The 24,235-nt window shown below is 67.3% G+C and carries 17 protein-coding genes and 1 other RNA gene; 7 read left to right on the top strand and 11 right to left on the bottom strand.

All coding sequences use genetic code 11. The features are described 5' to 3' along the window. Nucleotides 1–5: 5 nt before the first annotated feature. The 5 genes from xdhC to EPN59_RS17870 all read right to left on the bottom strand — a co-directional run bounded on the left by xdhC (nucleotide 6) and on the right by EPN59_RS17870 (nucleotide 7,767). Nucleotides 6–1,094: a xanthine dehydrogenase accessory protein XdhC gene (gene xdhC, locus EPN59_RS17890; protein ID WP_293036646.1), complete on the bottom strand. Its 1,089-nt coding sequence runs from the start codon at nucleotides 1,092–1,094 to the stop codon at nucleotides 6–8. 68 nt (nucleotides 1,095–1,162) lie between these two features. Next, nucleotides 1,163–3,625, bottom strand: coding sequence for a xanthine dehydrogenase molybdopterin binding subunit (xdhB, locus tag EPN59_RS17885; RefSeq protein ID WP_293046572.1), 2,463 nt, complete (start codon nucleotides 3,623–3,625; stop codon nucleotides 1,163–1,165). Between the two features lie 17 nt (nucleotides 3,626–3,642). Further along, on the bottom strand, nucleotides 3,643–5,187 hold the full coding sequence (gene xdhA, locus EPN59_RS17880; RefSeq protein WP_293036648.1) for a xanthine dehydrogenase small subunit: 1,545 nt from the start codon (nucleotides 5,185–5,187) through the stop codon (nucleotides 3,643–3,645). Between the two features lie 395 nt (nucleotides 5,188–5,582). After that, on the bottom strand, nucleotides 5,583–6,113 hold the full coding sequence (locus EPN59_RS17875; protein WP_293036650.1) for a disulfide bond formation protein B: 531 nt from the start codon (nucleotides 6,111–6,113) through the stop codon (nucleotides 5,583–5,585). A gap of 247 nt (nucleotides 6,114–6,360) precedes the next feature. Beyond that, a complete protein-coding gene (locus EPN59_RS17870) occupies nucleotides 6,361–7,767 on the bottom strand; it encodes an amidase (RefSeq protein ID WP_293046539.1) in 1,407 nt (468 codons plus the stop codon). Nucleotides 7,768–7,929: 162 nt separating this feature from the next. Between EPN59_RS17870 and EPN59_RS17865 the strand changes: the two genes are divergently transcribed. Both EPN59_RS17865 and EPN59_RS17860 read left to right on the top strand, forming a co-directional pair. Further along, on the top strand, nucleotides 7,930–9,687 hold the full coding sequence (locus tag EPN59_RS17865) for a cation:proton antiporter (protein ID WP_293039717.1): 1,758 nt from the start codon (nucleotides 7,930–7,932) through the stop codon (nucleotides 9,685–9,687). A 132-nt stretch (nucleotides 9,688–9,819) separates the two neighbouring features. Further along, complete coding sequence (locus EPN59_RS17860; protein ID WP_293039720.1) at nucleotides 9,820–11,139, top strand: gamma-glutamyl-gamma-aminobutyrate hydrolase family protein; 1,320 nt, start codon at nucleotides 9,820–9,822, stop codon at nucleotides 11,137–11,139. Between the two features lie 248 nt (nucleotides 11,140–11,387). Here EPN59_RS17860 and EPN59_RS17855 read toward each other — a convergent pair whose 3' ends face one another. Continuing rightward, on the bottom strand, nucleotides 11,388–13,271 hold the full coding sequence (locus EPN59_RS17855) for a tetratricopeptide repeat protein (RefSeq protein ID WP_293046536.1): 1,884 nt from the start codon (nucleotides 13,269–13,271) through the stop codon (nucleotides 11,388–11,390). Between the two features lie 132 nt (nucleotides 13,272–13,403). Between EPN59_RS17855 and EPN59_RS17850 the strand changes: the two genes are divergently transcribed. The 3 genes from EPN59_RS17850 (at nucleotide 13,404) to EPN59_RS17840 (ending at nucleotide 16,707) form a co-directional block, all read left to right on the top strand. Beyond that, nucleotides 13,404–13,724: a metalloregulator ArsR/SmtB family transcription factor gene (locus tag EPN59_RS17850; RefSeq protein WP_293035276.1), complete on the top strand. Its 321-nt coding sequence runs from the start codon at nucleotides 13,404–13,406 to the stop codon at nucleotides 13,722–13,724. Continuing rightward, nucleotides 13,724–14,905, top strand: coding sequence for a cation diffusion facilitator family transporter (locus tag EPN59_RS17845; RefSeq protein WP_293035278.1), 1,182 nt, complete (start codon nucleotides 13,724–13,726; stop codon nucleotides 14,903–14,905). The genes EPN59_RS17850 and EPN59_RS17845 overlap by 1 nt, the downstream gene beginning before the upstream one ends. Before the next feature lie 101 nt (nucleotides 14,906–15,006). Beyond that, nucleotides 15,007–16,707, top strand: coding sequence for an FAD-dependent monooxygenase (locus tag EPN59_RS17840; RefSeq protein WP_293035280.1), 1,701 nt, complete (start codon nucleotides 15,007–15,009; stop codon nucleotides 16,705–16,707). A gap of 136 nt (nucleotides 16,708–16,843) precedes the next feature. On the opposite strand, the gene EPN59_RS17835 is transcribed toward EPN59_RS17840, so the two are convergent. From EPN59_RS17835 to EPN59_RS17820, 4 genes are read right to left on the bottom strand one after another with little or no spacing between them, the layout of a single operon-like run. Further along, entirely contained in the window at nucleotides 16,844–17,086 is a 243-nt protein-coding gene (locus EPN59_RS17835) for a formate dehydrogenase subunit delta (RefSeq protein ID WP_293035282.1), read from the bottom strand. 4 nt (nucleotides 17,087–17,090) lie between these two features. Further along, nucleotides 17,091–20,030, bottom strand: a complete 2,940-nt coding sequence (fdhF, locus tag EPN59_RS17830) for a formate dehydrogenase subunit alpha (RefSeq protein WP_293035284.1) — start codon at nucleotides 20,028–20,030, stop codon at nucleotides 17,091–17,093. A gap of 15 nt (nucleotides 20,031–20,045) precedes the next feature. Further along, entirely contained in the window at nucleotides 20,046–21,611 is a 1,566-nt protein-coding gene (locus tag EPN59_RS17825; RefSeq protein WP_293035286.1) for a formate dehydrogenase beta subunit, read from the bottom strand. After that, complete coding sequence (locus tag EPN59_RS17820; RefSeq protein ID WP_293035288.1) at nucleotides 21,608–22,165, bottom strand: NAD(P)H-dependent oxidoreductase subunit E; 558 nt, start codon at nucleotides 22,163–22,165, stop codon at nucleotides 21,608–21,610. The genes EPN59_RS17825 and EPN59_RS17820 overlap by 4 nt, the downstream gene beginning before the upstream one ends. A 131-nt stretch (nucleotides 22,166–22,296) precedes the next feature. On the opposite strand from EPN59_RS17820, the gene EPN59_RS17815 reads away from it, so the two are divergent. Both EPN59_RS17815 and EPN59_RS17810 read left to right on the top strand, forming a co-directional pair. Then, entirely contained in the window at nucleotides 22,297–23,382 is a 1,086-nt protein-coding gene (locus EPN59_RS17815) for a substrate-binding domain-containing protein (protein ID WP_293035290.1), read from the top strand. Nucleotides 23,383–23,485: 103 nt separating this feature from the next. Next, nucleotides 23,486–23,752 (top strand): hypothetical protein, encoded by a 267-nt coding sequence (locus EPN59_RS17810; RefSeq protein ID WP_293035292.1) that lies wholly within the window; start codon nucleotides 23,486–23,488, stop codon nucleotides 23,750–23,752. Between the two features lie 110 nt (nucleotides 23,753–23,862). On the opposite strand, the gene ssrA is transcribed toward EPN59_RS17810, so the two are convergent. Continuing rightward, nucleotides 23,863–24,231: a transfer-messenger RNA gene (ssrA, locus tag EPN59_RS17805) on the bottom strand. Between the last annotated feature and the right edge of the window lie 4 nt (nucleotides 24,232–24,235).

Genomic DNA, 24,235 nt, shown 5'->3' with positions numbered 1-24,235 from the left:
TGATGTCACGCGCCATGACTGCCTGCGCGTGCCCCGATAACTTGCAAGAGTTGTGCGGCGGCCGAGATCGCGATGGCTTCGGGCGATTTGTCGGCGATGCCTTCGACGCCGAGCGGACACTTCATCCGTGCGATCTGCGAGGGATCGATGCCGCGCGCCGCGAGCCGGTGCTCGAACTGCTTGCGCTTCGTGTGCGAGCCGATCATGCCGAAGAACGCGTAATCGCCGCGCCGCAGGATGCGTTCGGCGAGCGCGAGGTCGCGCGAATGATCGTGCGTCATCACGATGAAGCTCGTGCCGGGCGCGGCGGTGTCGACGGCTTCGTCGGGGGCGTCGTTCGCGTCGATCTCGACGTTGCGCGCGCCGAGCGCCGCGAGCGCTTCGGGTGGCGGGAACGCGGCGTCGCGCTCGTCCACCCAGCGCACGCGGCAGGGCAGCGTGCCGAGCACGCGCACCAATGCCGCGCCGACATGGCCCGCGCCGAACACGACGACGGGGAAGTCGTTGGGCGCGATGGTTTCGGTGAGAAGCGCGTCGCCTGCGTGCTCGCCCGACTCCCAGAGCAGGCAGTCGGGCGCTTCGACGCCCGGTTCCGGCTGCGAGAGCATCACGGCATCGGCTGCCGCTGCCGCTGTTGCTGCTACCGCCGCTGCTGCGCTGCCCTGGGCTCCCTGGCTCGCGCTCGGGCCGCCGTTGCGCGTGGCGCGAAACGAGACGCTGCGTACGGTCGATTCGCCCGCCGCGAGGCGGCGCGCAAGCGACGCGAGCCAGCCGAGGTCGCCCACATCGAGCCGCTCGAACGCGAGCACGACCGCGCCGCCGCAGCACTGGCCGAGGCTCGGCCCGAGCGCGAGGCGTTCGAGTCGCCGCATGTGCGGCGCGCGCATGCCGTCGCGCAGCGCCTGGCGTGCGATCTCGATGGCTTTCCATTCGAGATGGCCGCCGCCGATGGTGTGGCGCGCGGCGTCGCGCGTCACGATCATCTTCGTGCCGGCGTCGCGCGGCGCCGATCCCTCGACGCGCGCGACCGTCACGAGCACGGCGGCGTCGCCGCGCGCGAGCAGGTACTGCAGATCGGTGAGCCAGGCGTGCATCTGGCGCTTCTCCCTCGTCGGGCGGCGCGCAAGGCGCGCCGCCGGTTGATCTTCACGGTTATGCGCTTTCAGTCCATCTTCACGGTGCGCGCCGCTGCGGGCACGGCGGCATGGCCGGGCGCGGCGTTCCCGGCCGCGGGTGTAAGCGCTGGCGACTGAGCGCTCGACGTAGCCGCTGCGATGGCGCGCAGTGCATCGAGCGCGTCGAGAATGGCCTCGGGCGTCGCGGGCGCACGAAGCGGCGCGGCTTCGCGCGCCTCGGGCACCGCAGCGCCGATCGCGTCGCGAATCGCGAGAAACACCGAGAACGGCAGCAACAGCGGCGGCTCGCCGACGGCCTTCGAGCTGAAGATGGTCGGCTCGGCATTTTCGTTGCGATAAAGCTGCACGTTGAATACGGCGGGCGTATCGCTGACCGCTGGAATCTTGTACGTGGACGGCGAGTGTGTCATCAAACGACCGTTGCTGTCCCACCAGAGTTCTTCGGTCGTGAGCCAGCCCATGCCCTGGATGAACGCGCCCTCCACCTGGCCCATGTCGATAGCCGGATTGATCGAACGGCCGGCGTCGTGCAGCACGTCGGCGCGCACGAGCTTCCATTCGCCGGTGAGCGTATCGACGACCACTTCCGATACCGCCGCGCCATACGCGAAGTAGTAGAACGGATGGCCGGTCAGCGTGCGGGCGTCCCAGTGGACCTTCGGCGTCGCGTAGAAGCCGTCCGACCAGAGCTGTACGCGCTTCATATACGCGAGTTCGACGAACTGCGCGAACGCGATCGACACGCCGTTCGCCCGCACTGCGCCGTCCTCGAACGTGACGGCGTCGGGCGTGCCGCCGTATTCGGCGGCGGCGAGCGTGGCGAGACGGGCGCGGATCGTGAGCGCGGCATCTTCGGCGGCTTTGCCGTTGAGGTCGCTGCCCGTCGAGGCGGCGGTGGCCGACGTGTTCGCCACTTTCGCGGTATCGGCGGCGCTCACGCGCACGCGCGCGAGCGGCAGCCCGAATGTGCCCGCCACCACCTGCGCGACCTTCGTGTTGAGCCCCTGGCCCATTTCGGTGCCGCCGTGGTTCACGAGCACCGAGCCGTCGCGGTAGACATGCACGAGCGCGCCCGCCTGGTTCAGGTGCGGCACGTTGAACGAGATGCCGAACTTGACCGGCGTGATCGCGATGCCGCGCTTGAGCACCGGGCTCGTGCGGTTATACGAGGCGAGCGCGGCGCGTCGTTCGGCGTAGCGGCTCGACGCGAGCAGTTCGCGCGTGAGCGGGGCGAGCACGTTGTCCTCGACGCGCTGGCCATAAGGCGTGATGTCGCGCTCGCCGATGCCGTAGTAGTTCGCGAGCCGCACGTCGAGCGGATCGCGGTTGAGCTGCTTCGCGACGGCGTCGAGCATGACTTCCATCACGAGCGCGCCCTGCGGTCCGCCGAAGCCGCGAAACGCCGTGTTCGACTGCGTGTTCGTCTTGCAGCACAGTGCGACGATCTCGACATCGGAGAGGTAATACGCGTTGTCGAAGTGGCACACCGCGCGGGTGGCCACGGCGCCGGACAGATCGGCGGAATAGCCTGCGCGCAGTGCGATTTCCACGCGCGTGCCGAGCAGGCGGCCCGTATCGTCGAAGCCTGCTTCGTAGGTGTACAGCGCGTCGTGGCGCTTGCCGGTGATCATGAAGTCGTCGTCGCGGTCGGCGCGCAGCTTCACGGGGCGGCCCGTCTTGTACGCCGCGAGCGCCGCGACGCACGCGAACAGCGCCGACTGCGATTCCTTGCCGCCGAAGCCGCCGCCCATGCGGCGGCATTCGCACGCGACGCGGTGCGCGGGCCAGCCGAGCAGATGCGCGACGACCTGCTGCATTTCGGACGGATGCCGCGTCGAACTGTAGACGAGCATGCCGTCCTGTTCCTCCGGCAGCGCATAGGCGACCTGGCCTTCGAGGTAGAACTGTTCCTGGCCGCCTGCTTCGAAGGTGCCCGCGATGCGATGCGGCGCCGCGACGATGCGCGCGGCAGGCTCGCCGCGCGACAGGCGCAGCGGCGGCAGCACGTAGTGCTGCATCGCTTTCGCCTGCGCGATCGAGAGCACGGCTTCGAGCGGTTCGTAACGCACGACGTCGTCGCTTGCGGCGAGCGCGGCGGCGCGCCGCGCGAGTTCGTGGCTCGTTGCGATCACCGCGAACACGGGCTGCCCGAGGTACTGCACCTCGCCGCTCGCGAGCACCGGGTCGTCGTGCACCACCGGGCCGCAGTTGTTCTCGCCGGGGATGTCGGCGGCGCTGAGCACGGCAACCACGCCCGGCGCTTCACGCACGCGGCGCAGATCGAGCGACACGATGCGCGCATGCGCGTGGCGCGAAAGGCCGAGCGCCGCATGCAGCGTGCCGTGCCGTTCGGGGATGTCGTCGGTGTAGCGCGCCTCGCCGCTCACGTGCAGTTCGGCGGATTCATGCGGCAACGGCGCGCCCGCCGCCGAGCGGGCCGTGTGTGTCGGGTGTGCCACGTGCGCCGCGTACGCTGTGTGCGCAACCATCGGATCGGACTGATGGTTCATCGCGTGTCTCCTGCGAGCGCCATGTTGTCCTCGCCTTCGAAGGCGAACGCGTTCACCTCGCGCGGCGCAAGCGGAGCGTCGTTGCGCGTCTCCAGCCAGCAGCGCCACAACAGGTTGCGCGCGACCTTGATGCGATACGCGGCGCTCGCGCGCAGATCCGTGAGCGGTGTGTAGTCGTCGGCGAGCGCGTCCATCGCGCGCAGCACGGCCGCTTCGTCCCAGTGCGCGCCGCTCAGCGCGGCTTCGGCGAGCGCGGCGCGCAGCGGCGTGGCGGCCATGCCGCCGAACGCGATGCGTGCGAGCGCGATCACGCCATCGTCGCCGATATCGAGTGCGAACGCGGCACACACCGCAGAAATATCCTGGTCGTAGCGCTTCGAGATCTTGTAGGTGCGAAAGCGCAGCGTGGGGGCGCGGCGCGGCACGCGAAGCGCCTCGATGAACTCGCCCGTTGCGAGCGCATTCTTCTGATAGCCGGTGTAGAACGCGTCGAGCGGCAGCGTGCGCACGTCGTCGGCGCGGCGCAGCACGAGTTGCGTGTCGAGCGCGAGCAGCGCGGGCATCGAATCGCCGATCGGCGAGCCGTTCGCAATGTTGCCGCCGAGCGTCCCCGCATTGCGGATCGGCGGCGACGCGAAGCGCGTCCACAGTTCCGCGAGCTCGGGATAGTCGACGGCCAGCGCGGCGTATGCCTCTTCGAGCGGCACGGCGGCGCCGATCGTGATGGCGTGCGCGTCGTGCGTGAGCGCGCGCAGTTCGGCGACGTTGCCCGTGTAGATCAAGTCGCCCAGATCGCGAAACTGCTTCGTGACCCACAGGCCGATGTCGGTGCTGCCGGCGAGCACGCGCGCTTCGGGCCGTGCGGCACGCAGCGCGGCGAACTCGGCGAGCGTGCGCGGCGCGAAGAACGTGGCTTCGCCGTACCCGGCGCCGCGCGCATCGGGGCCGCGGTATTCGAACGTGGCGGGGCGCTGGAGCTTGTGCAGGGCGTCTTCGATAGCCGTGCGATCGAGCGCGACGCGGGCATGGCGCGTGTAGTCGAACATGCTGCGGGCCGCGTCGACGATGGGCCGGTAGCCGGTGCAGCGGCACAGGTTGCCCGAAAGGGTCCGGTTGATCTCGTCGCGCGAGGGCACGCCCGCATCGACGCTCTGGTGTTCGTAGAGCGCCCACAGCGACATGGCGAAGCCCGGCGTGCAGAAGCCGCACTGCGAGGCATGGCAATCGACAAGCGCTTGCTGGACCGGATGCAGTGCGCCATCGGGCGCGCGCAGGTCTTCGACGGTGAAGAGGGCGCGGCCGTCGAGCGTGGGCAGGAACTGGATGCAGGCGTTGACGGCTTTGAGGACGAGGCGTCCGTTGGCATCGAGTTCGCCGACGACCACCGTGCATGCGCCGCAGTCGCCTTCTGCGCAGCCTTCCTTGGTGCCGCAGGCATGCAGGTCTTCACGCAGGTATTGCAGTACCGTGCGCGTGACCGGAACGTCGCTCACTTCGTGCACGGCGCCCCGGCGCAGGAATCGGATGGTTTGCCTTGTCATGATGGATCCGGAAGACATTGCGGATCGGGCGCGCGTTACGCAGGGGGCTTGCCGGAGCCGGCCTCGCGCACGTAGATCGCCATCCTTTTTGCAAGATAGCACTGCTCGGGCGAGGAAAGTATTCCCCGCCGCGGATGGGGGTTATCTGGCGGCCGTCATGAATGACGGCGGGCGGGTGTGATCCCGCCCTTTCCCTGCATTTTCCCCGCGCTTTGGCGGCGGGACGCCCAGGGAAGACGGCGCAGCGGTGGCGCCGGGATGGGCGCCATGGGTGCAGGAAATGCCGCATGCGCCACAGGTGCGGCGGGTGAAGCCTGGTGCAAGCGGCGAGGCCGGTGCAATCGGTGCGGCGGGTGCAACGATCGCGATGAGCCGCCGTGCTGCCTGGCGGTGGATCAGCGGCGGATGCCGGGCCACGACACCTGGCGGCGACGGTTGCGCCACAGGCTCGAAAGCACGGTCACGAACATGCAGACGAACGCGATCAGCGACCACGCGGGCATCGACACGCCGAGGATCGGCGGATAGATCGTCTCGCACAGGCCCCCGACCTTGAACACGCCCGGCAGCCACTTGGCGGGCGGCAGGCCGTCGACGACGGGCTGCAGGACGTCGAAGCCGCAGCTCATGTTCGGGAACGCCTGGACCCAGACGAGCCGCGCCGCGGCGATGATGCCGCCCAGCGCCGACAGCACGATCAGGGCTTCGAGCACGCGCACGCCGCGCCAGCTCGACAGGCGCGCGCCGAGGAACGCGAACACGGCAACCAGCAGGAAGAAGTAGCGCAGGATGATGCACAGCGGACAGGGATCTTCGCTCCTGTAGTGCTGCATGTAGAGAGCGCCGCCCAGTAGCGCGAGGGAAAGCAGAGCGAGGAGGACCAGGAGGCCGCGCTCGCGGCGCAACAGCGCGTTATCGTCGTTCATGTGTGTCGGATGGCGATTTGAATGGCGCAGCGTGTGCGGGCTGCGACGGCGTGTCCGCGATTCTAGCGCGAAGGATGCGCGCGGCGCGCTCGGCGGACTTGATCGTGTGCAGGGTTCGTGATCAGCGCGGCCCGCGCGAGGCGGGCCGTGTCCCCGGGTTTCAGCGCCATTCGGGGCGCTTCACAGGGCACTTCACAGCGCACTTCACCGGGCGCTTCAAGCATGCATCAGCGCCCGTCGGCACACCTCAGCGCAACGGCGCGAGCACGGCTTCGACGCCGCGCCCGATGGCGAGCAGCGCGTCGTCGGCGTAAGGCGCACCGACGAGCATGAGCCCGACCGGCGCCGCGCCATGGTGGTGGCACGGCAGCGAGAGCGCACACGCATCGAGGAAATTGAACGCACTCGGGTTGCGCAACACGAGGGCGTTGGTCTGCGCGAAGACGTCGTTGTCGGCGGCGAGCGGCGCAAGCGGCGGCGGCACGATCGGCACGGTGGGCGCGATCACGGCGTCGAAGCGCGACCAGAGCGTCGCCTGTGCCTCTTCGAGCACGGATGCGCGCGCGGCGACCAGGTCGAGATAGTCGCAGGCGCGGGCCGGCTCGCCCTTCAGGATGCGGACCAGCACGCGCGGATCGTATTCGTCGCGGTGCTGCGCGATCAGCTCGCGATGCCACGCGTAGGCTTCGATCGGCGAGAAGCCGTAACGGTTGATCTCCGGCAGCCGGTCGAGTGCGGCGAAGCGCACTTCGGAGACGATCGCGCCCGCCGCGTCGAGGTGCCTGAGCGCGGTGTCGATTGCGTCGGCAACTTCCGGCTCGACGCCGTCGTTCACATAGTTGGTCAGCACGCCGAGCCGCACGCCTTCGAGATGGCGCGCGGCCGGCACGTGCGGCGCGAGCCCGGCGAGGATGCGGTCGACGAGCGCGCAGCACGCGACGCTGTTGCCGATCGGGCCGAATGAGTCGAGCGTCGGCGAAAGCGGGACGGCGCCGGTCTTCGGGACGCGCGCGGCAGTCGGCTTGAAGCCCGTGAGGCCGCAGAACGCTGCCGGGATGCGGATCGAGCCGCCCGTGTCGGTGCCGAGCGCGACGGCGGCCATGCCGTCGGCCACGGAGGCCGCCGCCCCGGACGACGAGCCGCCCGCCACGCGCTTATCGTTCGCCTTGTCCGCCTTGCCCGCGCTGCCCGCGACGCCCCGCCGGTACGGCGAGAGCGGGGTGCCATAGTGCGGATTCAGCCCGAGCCCCGAGAACGCGAACTCGCTCATGTTGGTCCTTCCGATCAGCACGGCGCCCGCGTGGCGCAGTCGCGCGACGGCGGCGGCGTCGGCCTGCGCGGGCGGCGCGTCGCGCAGCGCGGTGGAGCCTGCCCGCGTGACTTCGCCTTCGATGTCGAACAGATCTTTCACCGAGACAGGAATGCCCGCGAGCGGCGAAAGCACGGTGCCCGATGCGCGCAGGCGGTCGTGCGCGTCGGCGACGGCGCGCGCGCGTGCGGCATCGACGTGTGTGAAGACGGTCGAGCCCTGGCCTGCCGGGTCAGCGATGCGCGCGAGTGCGGTTTCGACGAGCGCGCGGCTCGTCGTGCGGCCGGCGTCGAGATCGGCGGCAAGCCGGGCGAGCGGGGGAAACGGGGTGAATTCGGTCGTCATGGCGTCATGAAAGGGTGAACTGCCCGGCCCGGCAGCGGCGTACGGACTGCAGTCACGGGCTCGTTATTGTAGGGCTGTATTTTCACCGTAGCGTAGTTGGGATTGACGCATCCATCGGTTAAGATTTCGTCCTTCGTCAGCAATTTGTAAGGTCTATCCCGCATGCATCAGGAAATCGGCTTCATTCAGGATCTGGCTGTCGTGATGGCGCTGGCCGGCGTCGTCACGGTGCTGTTTCATCGCCTGAAGCAGCCGGTGGTGCTCGGCTATATCGCCGCGGGCGTCATCATCGGGCCGTACACGCCGCCGTTTCCGCTCATTCACGGCGAGCAGACCATCCAGACGATGGGCGAGCTCGGCGTCGTTTTCCTGATGTTCTCGCTCGGGCTCGAATTCAGCCTGAAGAAGCTCTTCCAGGTCGGCGTGACCGCGATCATCGCGGCAGTCTCCGAAATCGCGCTGATGATGTGGATCGGCTACGAGATCGGCCGCGCGTTCGGTTGGAGCGCCATGGATGCGCTCTTTCTCGGTGCGATTCTCGCCATCTCCTCGACCACGATCATCGTCAAGGCGCTCTCCGACCTCGGCCTCAAGCGCGAGAAGTTCGCGCAGCTCGTGTTCGGCATCCTGATCGTCGAGGACATCCTCGGCATTGCGATGCTCGTGCTGCTCGGCGGCCTCGCGCAGACCGGCGAACTCTCGCCCGGCATCGCGTTCATCACGCTCAGCAAGCTGCTGCTCTTCATGGTCGTATCGCTGCTCGCGGGCATCATGGTCGTGCCGCGCCTGCTCGGCTACGTCGCGCGCGTGGGGAGCGACGAGATGCTGCTCATTTCGGTGCTGGGCTTTTGCTTCGGGTTCTGCCTGCTGGTGGTGAAGCTCGATTATTCGATTGCGCTCGGCGCGTTCCTCATTGGCGCGATCATGGCCGAGTCGCGGCACCTGCATCGTATCGAGCACCTGATCGCGCCGTTGCGCGACGCTTTTTCCGCGATCTTTTTCGTGACGGTCGGGCTCATGCTCAATCCGCACGTGATGGTGGAATACGCGTGGCCGATCGCCGTGATTTCGCTGGCGGTGGTGCTCGGCAAACTCGTTTCGTGCGGGCTCGGCACGTTCCTCGCGGGCAGCGACGGACGCACGTCGATGCGCGTGGGCATGACCGTCTCGCAGATCGGCGAGTTTTCGTTCATCATCGCGTCGCTCGGCCTCACGCTCAAGGTGACGAGCGGTTTCCTCTATCCGATTGCCGTCGCGGTTTCGGCCATCACGACGCTCACGACGCCGTACCTGATCCGCTTCGCCGATCCGCTTTCGCAAAAACTCGCGCGCGCCATGCCGCCCGTCGTCTCGAACGTGTTCGCGCTGTACGGCCAGTGGCTGAGCAGCCTGATGCCGCGCTCGTCGGGGCCGACCTTCTTCACGCTCGTACGGCGCATCGTGGTGCAGGTGGCCGTGAATCTCGCGCTCGTGTCGGCGATTTTCATCGGCGTGTCCTATGGCGCGTACTATGCGGCGCCGGCGTTGTCGGCGTGGCTGCCCGATGCGAACATTCAGCGCGTCGTGCTGTGGGGCGGGGCGCTGCTGATCGCGATGCCGTTTCTCGTGGCCGTATGGCGCAAGATGCAGTCGCTCGCGCTGCTGCTGGCCGAGGTGAGCGTGAATCCCGAGCATGCGGGGCGCTTGACGCGCGCGCTGCGTCATACGATCGCCGAAATCGTGCCGGTGCTCGCGATGGTGGGCGTTTTCCTCCTCGTCGCAGGGCTTTCGCGGACGATCCTGCCGCCAACCGGCTATCTGATCGGCCTGCTGGCGGGCGCGGCGGGGCTCACGATGCTGCTGTGGCGCTGGTGCGTGAAGATCCACGCGTCGATGCAGATCGCGTTGCGCGAGACTTTCGACGAGCGGCCCGACGCGTAAATGCCCGGTTTCGCCAGTGCGCCGGTGATGGCGGGCTGGCGGTAACTGTGCACGGGACTGGCGGCTCCTGGCGGGGCGACGCATAATCGTCCCGTGTTAATCGTTCGCGCGCCGCGCGCCTGACCCCACGTCATGAGCGACAACAACTCCGACCACTCAGAGATTCCCGACGGCGCTGGCCGTCCCCCCGATGCCGGATCGCCCGGCACCGCCCAATCCACCGCCTCAGCCGGCTCGTCCGGCGCTTCTTCCGGTTCACCCTCTGCTCCCGCTTCCACATCGCCCGCAGCCCCGGCCGATGCGCCCGCGAGCGTGCCGACTGGAGGGCCGACTGCGGGGCCGACCGCGGTGCCGGCCACGGGGCAGGGCGGAACAGCACGCGAGCCCGCGCCCGCGCAGCAGGAGGCGGCGCACGTGCCTGAGATTCCCCTCCCGCAGACGACGGACGCGGGCAAGACCGCGCCTGCCCCGGCGGAAACTCCGCGTCCGGGCGCAGCGCCTGCGGGCTTTGGCCAGGCGCCGGACTTCGGCAAGCAGAATCCGCCGCCGCCCGGCGCGCTGCCGCCCAATCCGCCGCGCTATCTGCAGCCGAACGATTCGGCGTGGTCCGTGTTTGGCCGCATCGTCGCCGCGCGTGCGCGGCAATTGTTCGACCGCGCGGGGCAGCGCATCACGCAGCGCACGCTGCGCATCGGCGTTTCGGCACGGATCTTTCACCCGGAGCCGGGCGCGCGAGGCCTGCGCGGCAAGACGCTGCAATATCTCGAAGAGTCGATTGCGCACTGGGTCATGTCGCGCGACGTGATCGTGTTCATGATCCCGACGGTCGGCCACCAGGGCATGCTGCATCCGAGCAATATCCGCCTGCGCGATTACGCGAAGCATCTCGACGGCCTGCTGCTTCAGGGCGGCGCCGACGTCTCGCCGCAGACCTACGCGGAAGCGGCGGCGCGGCCCGAATGGCCGGGCGACCGCGTGCGCGACATGTACGAACTGGAGCTGCTGCACGAGTTCGTGGAGTCGGGCAAGCCGGTGCTGGGCGTTTGCCGCGGCTGCCAGCTGATCAACGTGGCATTCGGCGGGACGCTCTACCAGGACATCGCGACCGACGTGCCGACCGCAGGCGTGCACGTGAGTGAGCACTACGATCAGCACCGTCATGCGGTGACGTTCCCCGAGGGCTCCACGCTTTCGAGCATGTTTCCGGGGCGGCGCGAGGCGATCGTCAACTCGATCCACCATCAGGCGGTGAAAACGCTGGGGCGCGATCTGACGGTCGAGGCGGTGTCTGCCGGTGACGGCCTGATCGAAGCGGTGCGCTATCGCCGTGCGCCGTTCGTGCTCGGCGTGCAGTGGCACCCGGAATTCCATCGCGCGGGCGGGCCGGAACTGCTCGACTGCACGCCGCTGCTCGATACCTTTCTGCGCTCGGCGCGGGAGACGCGCTTTTAGTGCGTTTCTGGTTCTAGTCCGATGGGCCGCGGGGAGCCGCGTGCCCAGCGCGTCAAAGTAAGGCTGGCGGGGAAGGATTCGATTGATTGGGACTGCGTGTCATGCGTGTCGCACCCCGAGCCCGGCTTCACGCCGCGTCGGGATGATGATCGCCCACCAGGGGAGGCAATCGCGTGTGCCGCGTTCCCCGGTAATCCTCGATGACCTTTTTTTCGTGCGTGAAATATGCGCCTGGAGGTTCGTTACGCTCATGAGTAACGCAAGTCGTTCGCGACGGCCTCGATCACTTCGGCCCACGCGCCCGGCTGCGGCTGGCGCACGAGCCGCGCACGCGGATACCACGGGCTTTCGTCCGTGCCGGTGAACCAGCGCCAGTCGGCGGCGAACGGCAGCATGACCCAGAGCTTCGCGCCGAGCGCGCCCGCGAGGTGCGCAATCGACGTATCGACCGACACCACCGCATCGAGACGTTCGATCACGGCGGCCGTATCGGCGAAATCGGCGATCTTGCCGTCGAGACGGTGAATCGCGCGCGCGCACGGATGCGCGTCGAGCGTGGCGCGTTCCGCGTCGCTCAGTTGCGGCTGGAGCACGATCCAGTCGATGCCTTCGAGCGCGAAAAGCGGTTCGAGCGCGTGCAGCGGCAGCGAACGATTTTCATGCTTCTGGATTCGCCCCGACCACGCAATGCCGATCTTGCGCTTCGCCTGGCCGCCAAGCGATCCGCGCCATTTGCGCAGGTACGGCGCGGGCGCCGACAGGTAGGGCGTGTGCGCGGCCAAGTCGTCGAAGGTCGTGCCGAGCGCGAGCGGCAGCGAGAGCAGCGGGCAGTGCAGGTCGGCGGCCGGTCGCGGTGCGCCCTGGGCGATCAGCGTGATCTGTGCGGCCTTGGCAACTGGCGCGATGAGCGGGACCAGTTGCGGCTGCACTTCCAGCACGACGCGCGCACCGCGCGCAGCGACGAGCGGCACGAAGCGCACGAACTGCAGCGTATCGCCGAAGCCCTGTTCGGCTTCGACGAAGAGCGTGCGGCCGTCGAGCGGTTCGCCGCGCCAGCGCGGCAACGCCATGGCCGGTGCAACGCGCGCCGGGGGCGCATCGAATGGCGCGGGTTCGCACGCGGACGGATCGAGCCGCCATTCGTATTCGGGCAAGCCGCGCCGGAAGTCGCCGGTCGTGAGCCACGCAATGGCGCGGTTCAGATGCGCCGCCGCGAGTTCGGGGCGCACGCGCAGGGCTTGGTCGAATGCGCGCACGGCGGCTTCATGGTTGCCGAGCGCGTGGTGCGTCGTGCCGAGCGCGAGCCACGCAAGCGCGAATTTCGGATCGATGCCGACCGTGCGTTCGAGCGGCACGACCGCTTCGTCGTGCCGGCCCAGCGCGGCCAGCGCATTGCCGAGGCCGAACAGCGCGGGCGCGAAACGCGGCTGCAGCGCGAGCGCGGCCTCGAACGAGGCGACCGCTTCATGGTGCTGGCCGGTGGCGTCGAGCGTATTCGCGAGGTTGAAGTGTGCCGCGACGAAACGCGGCTGCGCCGCGAGCGCCGCGCGGAACTGCACGAGCGCGTCCGCCGTGTCGCCGAGCGCGTTCAGCGACATCCCCAGGTTGTTGTGCGCGCCAGCGTGCCCGGGACGGATCTTCAGCGTGCGGCGAAACGAGTCGATCGCTTCGTCGTAGCGGCCGAGTGCGTGAAATGCGTTGCCGAGGTTGTTGTGCGCCGACGCATCGCCCGGCTGCAGGCGCACCGCGTGGCCGAACGAGAACATCGCGTCTTCGTGACGGCCGAGCGCGGCATAGGCATTGCCGAGGTTGTAGTGCGCGAGCGGGAAGGTGGGCGCGAGCGTGAGGGCGTTGCGAAAACGTTCGATCGCACCCTCGATTTCGCCGAGCGCCTTCAGCGCGTTGCCGAGGTTCAGCTGGAGCGCGGCGTCGTCCGGGCGCAGATCGACCGCACGCCGGACGAGATCCGCCGCTTCCGCGTGTTGCCCCCGCTGGTGCCGCAGCACGCCGAGCAGGTGCAGCGCATCGACGTGCACGGGATCGGCGGCGAGCGTCGCGCGATAGCCGCGCTCGGCGTCGTCCAGTCGGCCGTCGCGATGCGCGGCGTACGCGCGGACAAAATCCTGTTCCATGGCCGAAAAGGCAAAACCCGAAAAGCTCCAAAGGGCGCATTTTCCCATACTCGGGAGAGCGCCCCGACGCTTGACCGTAAAATCACGTTGAGATAACGTGTGAACACATATTCACATGTTTAGGCGGAATGCATGACCCCGTTTTACGACGATGAACGCGTGGCGCCGCTTGCGGACCTCTTTCGTCTGCTTGGCGACCCCACGCGTTTGCGCATCGTGCTCGCTTGCGCGCACGACCGGCTCGCGGTCGGTGCGATTGCGGAAGCCCTCGGGCTTTCGCCGTCGCTCGTGAGCCATCATTTGCGACTGTTGCGCGCGGCCCGCATCGTGAGGGCCGAACGCGAGGGCAAGCAGGTGTTCTACGCGGCCGCCGACGCGCACATCAGCGCGATGCTTGCGGGCATGCTCGAGCACGTTGCGGAGCCGGTCACGGACTGGCAGGAGCACGCGTGATGAACGGGGAGCGCAAGCAGCAGGGCTTGGCCGAGGAGCGCGAGGACGAACACGCGCCCGTGTGGTTCGACCACGACAAGGCGGGCGAGACCGCCCATCGCACCGGTCGGCATGGGCACGCGCATGAGGGTGAGCACGTGCATGAAGCGGGCCACCCGCATGACCACGAGCACGAGCACGATCACGACCAGCATCACGATCACGAGCACGGCCAGGATCACGATCACGATGAGGATCACGACGGCGGCCACGGGCATGATCACGCGCATGGCCACGGCCACCATCACCACCACACGCCCGCGGTAGGCCATGGCCGCGCGTTCGCGCTGGCCGTCGTGCTGAACGTCGTGATCGTTGTCGTGCAGGCGATTTACGGCGTCCTCGCCCATTCGACCGCGCTGCTCGCCGACGCCGGCCACAATCTCTCCGATGTCCTCGGCCTGCTGCTCGCCTGGGGCGCCGCGTGGCTCGCCACGCGCCGGCCATCGGCACGCTACACGTTCGGCTTCGGCAGCTCGTCGATACTCGCTTCGCTCGCGAACGCCGCGCTCCTGCTGGTCGCGTGCGGCGCGATCATCATGGAGGCGGTCGACCGGCTCATCTCGCCCGCACCCGTGGCGGGCTTCGACGTGTTCGTCGTCGCGACCCTCGGCATGGTCGTCAACGGTTTCTCCGCCTGGCTCTTCATGCGCGGCCAGAAGGAGGATCTGAACATCCGCGGCGCGTTCCTGCACATGGCCGCCGATGCGGGCGTGTCGGCGGCCGTTGCCGTCAGCGGGCTTGTGATCCTCGCCACCGGCATGACCTGGATCGACCCGGTCATGAGCATCCTGGTCGTGCTCGTGATCCTCTACGGCACGTGGGGCCTCTTGCGCGAGTCGGTCCGGCTCGCGCTCGCCGCCGTGCCCCAGGGCGTCGACATGGAGCGCATCCATGCGTTTCTCGCGGCGCAGGACGGCGTGACGGACGTTCACGATCTGCACGTCTGGGCGCTCTCGACCACGGGCAACGCACTGAGCGTGCACCTCGTGATGCCCGCAGGCCATCCGGGCGACGACGTGCTCGACGGCATCGTCCACACGCTCGGCACGCGCTACCGCATGAAGCACGTGACGCTGCAGGTCGACATGGGCACGTCCGGACACCGCTGCGCGCTCGATCACCCGCCGTATCCGCACTGATCCGCACGGACCAGGACTATCCCGCCCATTGATGCGCCGCCGCGTGGGCGTGCGGATGGCGGGCGTACACTACGGTTCATGTCGACCGCATGGAGGTCTGCATGACCGTGGCTTCTTCCTTGCCGCCCGTGCTCATCGTCGGCGCGGGGCCTACGGGTCTCGCCGCTGCGATGAGTCTCGCCCGCGCGCGCATTCCGGTCCGCCTGATCGATCGCGCGCCCGAGCCCGGACGTCACACGCGCGCCATCGGCATTCAGGCGCGCACGCTCGAACTCTTCGAACAGCATCGCATCGTCGAACCGTTTCTCGAACTCGGTCATCGCGCCCACGTCGCGAACCTCTATTCGAACGGCTTGCGGCGCGCACGGCTCGATTTTGATCCGCTCCTCACGCGTTATCCGTACTTGCTGTTTCTGGACCAGGCCGTCACCGAGCGCATTCTCACCGATCATCTCGCGACACTCGGCGTCGAGGTCGAGCGCGGCAGCGAATTGCTGACGTTCACGCAGGGTTCTGCAGGCGTGAATGCCGAAGTGCGGCGCGCGAACGGGCGCAGCGAGTCGATACGCAGTGCCTATCTGATTGCAGCGGACGGCGCGCACAGCACGATACGGCACAAGCTCGCGATGAAGTTCGACGGCGAGACGCTCGCGCAGTCGTTTCTGCTTGCCGACGTCGCCGCAGAGACGCCCTGGCCCGACGACGAGTTCCATGTGTTCGCATCCGGTGACGGCCTCGCGGCGCTCTTTCCGTTCGGCAAAGGCCGCTGGCGTCTGATCGCCGATTGCAAGGCCGCAGTGCCTGCGGCACCCGAAGGCGCGATTCCGGTGCCGACGCTCGAAGAATGCCGGGCGATCGTCGAGCGGCGCGTGCATCATCCCGTCTCGCTCGCGGACATGACCTGGGCGTCGTATTTCAGCGTGAACAGCCGCATGGTGCGCGAGCTGCGCATGGAGCGCGTGTTCTTCGCGGGCGACGCGGCGCACGTGCACAGCCCGGCAGGCGCGCAGGGCATGAATACCGGCATTCAGGAAGCGTTCAATCTCGGCTGGAAGCTTGCGCGCGTGCTCGCGGGCGGCGCGCCCGAGCGCCTTCTCGACACCTATCACGCCGAACGCTATCCGATCGAGCGCCTCGTGCTGCAGCAGACGAGCTTCATGATGCAACTCGCGGAAGCGGACCATGGACCCATGAAGCTGCTGCGCGAGCGCGTGATGCCCGCGCTCGTCGCGCTCGGGCCGTTGCGCGATGCCGCGCGCCAGGCCGTGAGCGAACTGTCGATCCAGTACCGGCGCAGCCCGCTCACGCTCGAGCACATGGTGGACGGCGGCCCGCGCGCGGGCGAACGCGCACCCGATGCGCTTGCGCGCGTAATCGACGGACCGCTCGGGAAGGCGCCCGGCAAAGGGCGCATTTTCGACCTGCACGACCCGGCGAGCTTCTCGCTGTTCCTGCTCGTGGAGGACGGCGGGACGAACGGCGCCGCGCAGAACGGCAGCGCCGCGCGCGCGACCGAGGCGCTGAAGAACTTCGTGGAGGCCATCGAGCGGATCTTGCCGCAGGCGCTGCGCGTATGGTGGCTCAGCGACGCGCCGAACGGCGACACGACGCCCGAAGGCGAGGGCGCGCCGTCGCTCGCCGAGTCGTACGGGCGCACGCGCCCGGCGTTCTATCTCGTGCGCCCGGACGGATATCTGTGCGCGCGCGGACGCCCGTCGTCCGATACCAATGGCGTGCTGCGCCTGTGCGAGACGTGGTTCGCGGCGAACGGTATCCAGCCCGCAAGCGTCGACCGGGAGTGAGCGCCCTGGCGCAAGACCAATAGCAAACGGCGCGCACGGCAGACTGCCCGTGCGCGCCGCTCATCGTCCTACCTTCAAGGGTTCGACTCGGCGGGTTCAGCCCCGCGTGTCTTCAGCCCGCTCTTCAGCCCGCTCTTCAGCCCACTGCGGCGGGTGTCAGCGACTCGCGATACTTCGTCAACGCGACGAACACGATCTCCGTGAGCCCGGCTGCCTCGGCGCCGCCGTCGAGTTCGGCGAGCAGCGCGCGGCGCATGCGCGGTTCCCAGAAGCGGCGGATGTGCTCCGCAATGCCTTTGAGCGCCTCCTCGCGATCGGGCAGCGAGTCGAAGAACATGCCGATCTGGTTGGCCATATCAACAAGATGGTCTGCTTTCATCGCGTCATTTTCCAGAGGCCGTAACAGTAATGCTTTCGTGCGAGCGGAGCAGTTCGAGCTGCTCGGCGTTGAAGCGGGCGTACGCGCGCTGCCACTCGGACGGCTGATGCACGTGGCTCACCTGCACCGCGGTCACCTTGTATTCGGGGCAGTTGGTGGCCCAGTCGGACGACTCGGTCGTGATGACGTTCGTGCCCGATTCGGGGAAGTGGAACGTCGTGTAGACCACACCCGGCTGCATGCGCGTACTGACCTTCGCACGCTGCACGGTTTGCCCCGCGCGCGATTCGATGCCGACCCAGTCGCCGTCGCGAATGCCGCGATCTTCGGCGTCGACCGGATGGATTTCGAGCCGGTCCTCTTCGTGCCAGCGCGAGTTGTCGGTGCGCCGTGTCTGCGCGCCCACGTTGTACTGCGAGAGGATGCGGCCCGTCGTGAGCAGCAGCGGATAGCGCCGCGTGACCTTCTCCGGCGTCGCGATGAACTTCGTGATCACGAACTTGCCCTTGCCGCGCACGAAGGTGTCGACGTGCATGATCGGCGTGCCGTCGGGCGCTGCTTCGTTGCACGGCCACTGAATGCTGCCGAGTGCTTCGAGACGCTTGTACGAGACGCCGTGGAACGTCGGCGTGAGGCGCGCGATCTCGTCCATGATCTGCGACGGATGCGTGTAGTTCATCTCGTAGCCGAGCGCGCGCGAGAGCAGGATCGTGACTTCCCAGTCGGCGTAACCGCCGAGCGGCGGCATCACCTTGCGCACGCGCGAAATGCGGCGCTCGGCGTTGGTGAACGTGCCGTCCTTTTCGAGGAACGACGAGCCGGGCAGCAGGACGTGCGCATACTTGGCCGTCTCGTTCAGGAAAATGTCCTGCACGACGATGCATTCCATCGACGACAGCGCCGCCGTGACGTGCTGCGTATTCGGGTCCGACTGGACGATGTCCTCGCCCTGGCAGTAGAGGCCCATGAAGGTGCCGTCGAGCGCCGCATCGAACATGTTCGGCAGGCGCAGCCCCGGTTCCGCCTGCAGCGCGACGTTCCACGCGTCCTCGAAGAGGCTGCGCGTGGCGACGTCGCCCACGTGGCGATAGCCCGGCAGTTCGTGCGGGAACGAGCCCATATCGCACGAGCCCTGCACGTTGTTCTGGCCGCGCAGCGGATTCACGCCCACGCCTTCGCGGCCGATGTTGCCGGTCACCATCGCGAGGTTCGCGATGCCCATCACCATCGTCGAGCCTTGCGCGTGCTCCGTGACGCCGAGGCCGTAATAGATCGCGGCGTTACCGCCTTTGGCGTAAAGACGCGCGGCTTCGCGCACGCTTTTCGCGGGCACGCCAGTAAGCGCTTCGGTTGCCTCCGGCGCGTTTTCCGGCAGCGCGACGAAATCGCGCCATTGCTCGAATGCAGGCGTTTCGCAACGCTCGGCGACAAACGCTTCGTTGACGAGCCCTTCGGTGACGATCACGTGCGCCAGTGCGTTGACGATGGCGACGTTCGTACCCGGGCGCAGTTGCAGGTGATGCGTGGCCTTGACGTGCGGCGTATCGACGATGTCGATGCGGCGCGGGTCCACGACGATCAGCTTTGCGCCCTCGCGCACGCGGCGCTTCAGGCGCGAGCCGAATACCGGATGGCCGTCGGTGGGGTTCGCGCCGATCACCACGATGACGTCGGAGTGGTCGATGGATGCGAACGTCTGCGTGCCGGCCGATTCGCCGATCGTCGTCTTCAGGCCGTAGCCGGTCGGCGAGTGGCACACGCGCGCGCAGGTATCGACGTTGTTGTTGCCGAACGCGGCGCGCACGAGCTTCTGCACGAGATAGGTTTCCTCGTTCGTGCAGCGCGACGACGTAATGCCGCCGATCGAGTCGCGGCCGTACTTGTCCTGAATCCGGCGGAACTCGCTCGCGGCGTACTGGATCGCTTCGTCCCAGCTCACTTCGCGCCACGGATCGGTGATCTTCGCGCGAATCATCGGCTTCTTGATGCGGTCCTTGTGCGTCGCGTAGCCCCACGCGAAGCGGCCCTTCACGCACGCGTGCCCCTCGTTCGCCTGACCGTTCCGGTGCGGCACCATGCGCACGACCTGGTTGCCCTTCATCTCGGCCTTGAACGCGCAGCCCACGCCGCAATAGGCGCAGGTCGTCACGATCGAGTGCTCGGGCTGGCCGAGCATCACGACGGTCTTTTCCTGCAGCGTCGCCGTCGGGCAGGCGGCCACGCACGCGCCACACGACACGCATTCCGAATCCATGAACGGCTCGCTCATGCCCGCCGCGACGCGCGAATCGAAACTGCGGCCCGAGATGGTCAGCGCGAACGTGCCCTGCGTTTCCTCGCATGCGCGCACGCAGCGGTTGCAGACGATGCACTTCGACGGATCGTAGGTGAAGTACGGATTCGACTCGTCCTTCTGGTCCTTGAGGTGGTTGGCGCCCTCGAAGCCGTAGCGCACTTCGCGCAGGCCCGTCACGCCGGCCATGTCCTGCAGTTCGCAGTCGCCGTTGGCGGGGCAGGTGAGACAGTCGAGCGGATGATCGGAGATATACAGCTCCATCACATTGCGGCGCAGCACCTGGAGCCGATCGCTTTGCGTGCGCACTTTCATGCCTGCTTCGACGGGCGTCGTGCACGAAGCCGGATAGCCGCGCCGTCCCTCGATCTCGACGAGACACAGACGGCACGAGCCGAAGGGTTCGAGCGTATCGGTGGCGCAGAGCTTCGGCACGTTCACGCCTGCCTCGATGGCGGCGCGCATGACGGACGTGCCCGCGGGCACCGTCACGCACTGGCCGTCGATTTCGAGCGTCACGTCGACGTCGGAATGGCGCTCGGGCGTGCCGTAGTCGGTGTCGTCGAACGGCGGGCGTTGTTTCATCGCCTGCGATTTGCAGCTGCAATTACCGGAGCCGCAGCCGGCGTTGGAGGTGAGCGCGTCGGACATGGGGTGGCTCCTCGTTCAGGCGGTCGCCGCGCGAGCGGTCGGCTGGACAGGTTCGAGACCGAAATCTTCGGGAAAGTGGTTCAGTGCCGAGAGCACCGGGTAAGGCGTCATGCCGCCCATCGCGCAGAGCGAGCCGCAGACCATCGTGTCGCACAGATCGCGCAGCAGCGTGACCTGCTTTTCCGAGGTGTCGCCGTTGCGGATCTTCGCGATCACTTCGACGCCGCGCGTCGAGCCGATGCGGCACGGCGTGCACTTGCCGCACGATTCGATTGCGCAGAACTCCATCGCGTATTGCGCGAGTTCGGCGAGACTGGAGGTGTCGTCGTGAACGACGAGCCCGCCGTGGCCCACCACGGCGCCGACTGCGGCATACGCTTCGTAGTCGAGTGGAATATCCCACTGGCTTTCGGGCAGATAGGTGCCGAGCGGGCCGCCCACCTGGACGGCGCGCGCGGGGCGACCGCTTGCGGTGCCGCCGCCGTAGTCGTACATGAGCTCGCGCAGCGTCACGCCGAACGCGAGCTCGACGAGCCCGCCGCGCGCGATGTTGCCCGCGAGCTGGAACGGCAGCGTGCCGCGCGAGCGGCCCATGCCGAAGTCCTTGTAGTACGCGGCGCCCTTCGCGAAGATGATCGGCACCGTGGCGAGGGTGATGACGTTGTTGATGACGGTCGGCTTGCCGTAGAGACCGGCGAGCGCGGGCAGCGGCGGCTTCGCGCGCACGATGCCGCGCTTGCCTTCGAGCGATTCGAGCAGCGCCGTTTCCTCGCCGCACACGTACGCGCCCGCGCCCTTTGCGACGAAGAGATCGAACTGTCTGCCGCTGCCGAGCACGTCGTCGCCGAGCCATCCCACTGCGCGCGCGCGGCGGATCGCGGCTTCGAGCGCCGCAATCGAATGCGGGTACTCGCTGCGCACATAGATATAGCCGACGGTTGCGCCGACCGCGATGCCCGCGATCGTCATGCCCTCGATCAGCACGTACGGATCGCTTTCCATGATGAGGCGGTCGGAGAACGTGCCCGAGTCGCCTTCGTCGGCGTTGCAGACGATGTACTTCTGGTCGGCTTGCGCGTTCGCGACGGTGCGCCACTTGATGCCGGCGGGGAACGCCGCGCCGCCGCGGCCGCGCAGGCCGGAGTGGATCAGCGCCTCGCAGGCTGCGGCGCCGGTCATCGCGAGCGCGTGGCGCAATCCGTCGAGGCCGCCGTGCGCGAGGTAATCGGCGGTGGAAAGCGGGTCGGTGATGCCGATGCGCGCGAAAGTGAGCCGCTGCTGCTTGCGCAGATACGGGATCTGTTCGACGAGCCCGACGCTGCGCGCGTGCGGCGCGCCTTCCGCGAAACCCGCGTCGAAGAGACTGGCGATGTCTTCGGGCTCGACGTTGGCATAACCGACGCGGCCTTCGGCCGTTTCCACTTCGACGAGCGGTTCGAGATAGAGCAGGCCGCGCGAGCCGTTGCGTACGACTTCGATGTCGATGCTGCGCGCGGCGGCTTCGCTCGTGATGGCGCGCGCGATGGCGTCGGCGCCGAGCGCGAGCGCAGACGAATCGCGGGGAACGTAGATGCGCGTCATGCCGCCTCCCCGGTGCTGTCGCTGCGGTTGGTGCTGTCGGCTCTGGCCACGGCGGCCATGGCGGCGGTGAGCAGTGCGTCGAACTTCTGCGGCGTCACTTTCGCGTGCAGCGTGCCGTTGATCGTCATGGCAGGCGAGAGGGCGCACTGGCCGAGGCAATAGACCGATTCCAGCGCGAGCGGCCCGGCTTGTTCCTGAGTTTGTTCCTGAGCGTGCTCGCGCTCGTGGCCATGCTGTTGCGAGAAACAGCAGCCCGTGTGCGATTCGATGTGCTGCGCGAGCGCCTCGCTGCCCATGCTGCGGCACGACTCGGCGCGGCAGAGCTGAACGGTCACGGCTGCTGGCGGCGTGGTGCGGAAATGGTGGTAGTAGCTGACGACACCGTGCACTTCCGCGCGCGAGAGATTGAGCGCCTTCGCGAGCGGCACAACGGTTTCGGGCGGCACGAAGCCGGTTTCGTCTTGAATCGCGTGCAGGATCGCGAGCAGCGTGCGTCCTGGTTGCGCGTGCCGGCGCACGAGATCATCCGGTGCGTTCACTGTCGAGTTGTCCAAAGCGGGGGTCCTCCTGGGACATATATGCACTTGTTATTCATAAACTGTGCATTTATCCTGCGGTTGCTTCGTAGTTTGGCTGAACGATAGGCCGGTGCGATGCGTTTCGCAATAGGAAGAGAGACTTCATAATGATCAAGGTCGAGTGCCAGGCGCAGTTGCTCGTGCGGGATGCCGATGGCCGCGAGGCAAGCCTGACGGACGTTGTGCCCCTGCTTACGCTGGTCGCCGAGGAGGGCAGCATTGCGCAGGCCGCACAGCGTAGGGGTTTGTCCTATCGGCATGCATGGGGGGTGCTGCGCGAAGTCGAGGCTCGGCTAGGGGGTGCGCTGATCGCCAAATCGCGCGGACGCGGCTCCGTGCTCTCGGAACTCGGCGAAGCCGTGTTGCGCTCACAACGACTTTGCGGCGAGCGCTTGCAGGGCAATCTCCAGGCGCTTGCGAGCGAGGTGGCGAGCGATCTCAACCGCTGGCTCGCGCCGAACGCGCAGAATCTGCGCATTCATGCGTCGCATGGTTACGCGGTGGCGTCGATGGTCACGGCGCTCGTCGCGGATCAGGTGCCGGTGGAAATCAAGTACCGCGACAGTGTCGACGCCATCACGGCGCTCGCACGCGGCGAATGCGATCTGGCGGGCTTTCATCTGCCGCTCGGCGAATTCCGCTCGGCATGCGCCGATGCGTACCGAAGCTCGCTCGATCCGCAGCGCCATGTGTTCATTCACCTGACGCGCCGCAAGCAGGGCCTGTTCGTCGGCCGCGGCAACCCGAAGCGGATTGCCGGGCTCGCGGACCTCGCCCGCCCCGATATCCGCTTTGTGAACCGGCAGCCGGGCTCGGGCACGCGGCTGCTGATCGACTTGCTGCTCACGCGAATCGGCGTCGATCCCGAACGCGTGAACGGCTATGCCTCCGCCGAGCTGACGCACTCGGCAATTGCGGCATTTGTCGCGAGCGGGATGGCTGACGTTGGTTTTGGCGTCGAGCCGGCGGCGCACCATTTCGGACTCGATTTCGTGCCGATCGCCGATGAAGATTATTATTTCGCCTGCGATCGGGCGCAGCTTGAACGGGAGCCGCTGGTTTCCGTGTTGAACCGGCTGCGCGGCGACGCGTTCAAACAGGTTGTTGCGCGTCTCGCTGGCTACGATCCGGCTGAATGCGGCGAAGTTGTGGAGCTTGCCGACGGGTGGGTGGGCAAGCATCTGGCGCTGTAATACGATGCAATGTGTCTGCGCTGCTGTGAGCAACACATTTTGTGATACCTTCGAGCGAGTCTTGCTTTCCGTTTCAGACGCGCGTCCAACGCGCCAATCGATCATGAAATTCGTGCTTAATGTCTGTGCCGCAGCAGCAACTGCGGGCGCCCTGTTTGCCACCGTTTCGATTGCTTTCGCCCAGAATTCGCCGGGCGTGCCAGGCGGTATCCTCAACGACGAGTTCAAACTCCAGGCGCATCCTCAACTGCAGTTTGCGGCTTCGGCGCCGGACAACAAATACCAGCATGGGAAGCCTTCGGCCCGGCGTCGCCAGGGTGATCTGGGCGATCCGAACGGCTGTAATCTGCAGTGCCCGCAGGACGAGTGATGCGTTGAGCGCTTGCGTACCGGGAACGAGGCGGTTCCCGGCGCGCAGAACAAAAAGCTCGCGAAGCCCGAAAGGGCTTCGCGAGCTTTTTGTTTGAGCGGGCGGAAAATTGGTGGAGCCGGCGGGAATCGAACCCGCGTCCAAAGGCAGTCCACACCCAGTTCTACATGCGTAGTTCTGTCATTTGATTTAACCGCAGCGACGCGGACGAACACGCTGCGCTACGGCGATTCACTAGATTTTCGACTTTGGCGTCGTGACGCCGACAAAGCTTAACTGACGTAAATGACCTCTGGCGGTATTGCTACCGGTCTTGCGACGCTGACCCGTCAGTGAGCCAGGCAGAGGACGGCGGCCTTAGGCTGCCAGTGCGAACGTATCGTCGTTTGCAGTTACGTTTTTCCCATTGATTAACGAGGTGACGGGTCCTCGGCATGCCCTGACTGCTTCATAACCCCTGTCGAAACCAGGTCGGCCCCAGAG

Origin of the sequence: Paraburkholderia sp. (genome assembly GCF_004298475.1) — a bacterium.
GTDB lineage: Bacteria > Pseudomonadota > Gammaproteobacteria > Burkholderiales > Burkholderiaceae > Paraburkholderia > Paraburkholderia denitrificans.
The sequence above is the reverse complement of the archived record's forward strand: the minus strand, read 5'-3'. Positions and strand labels throughout refer to the sequence as shown.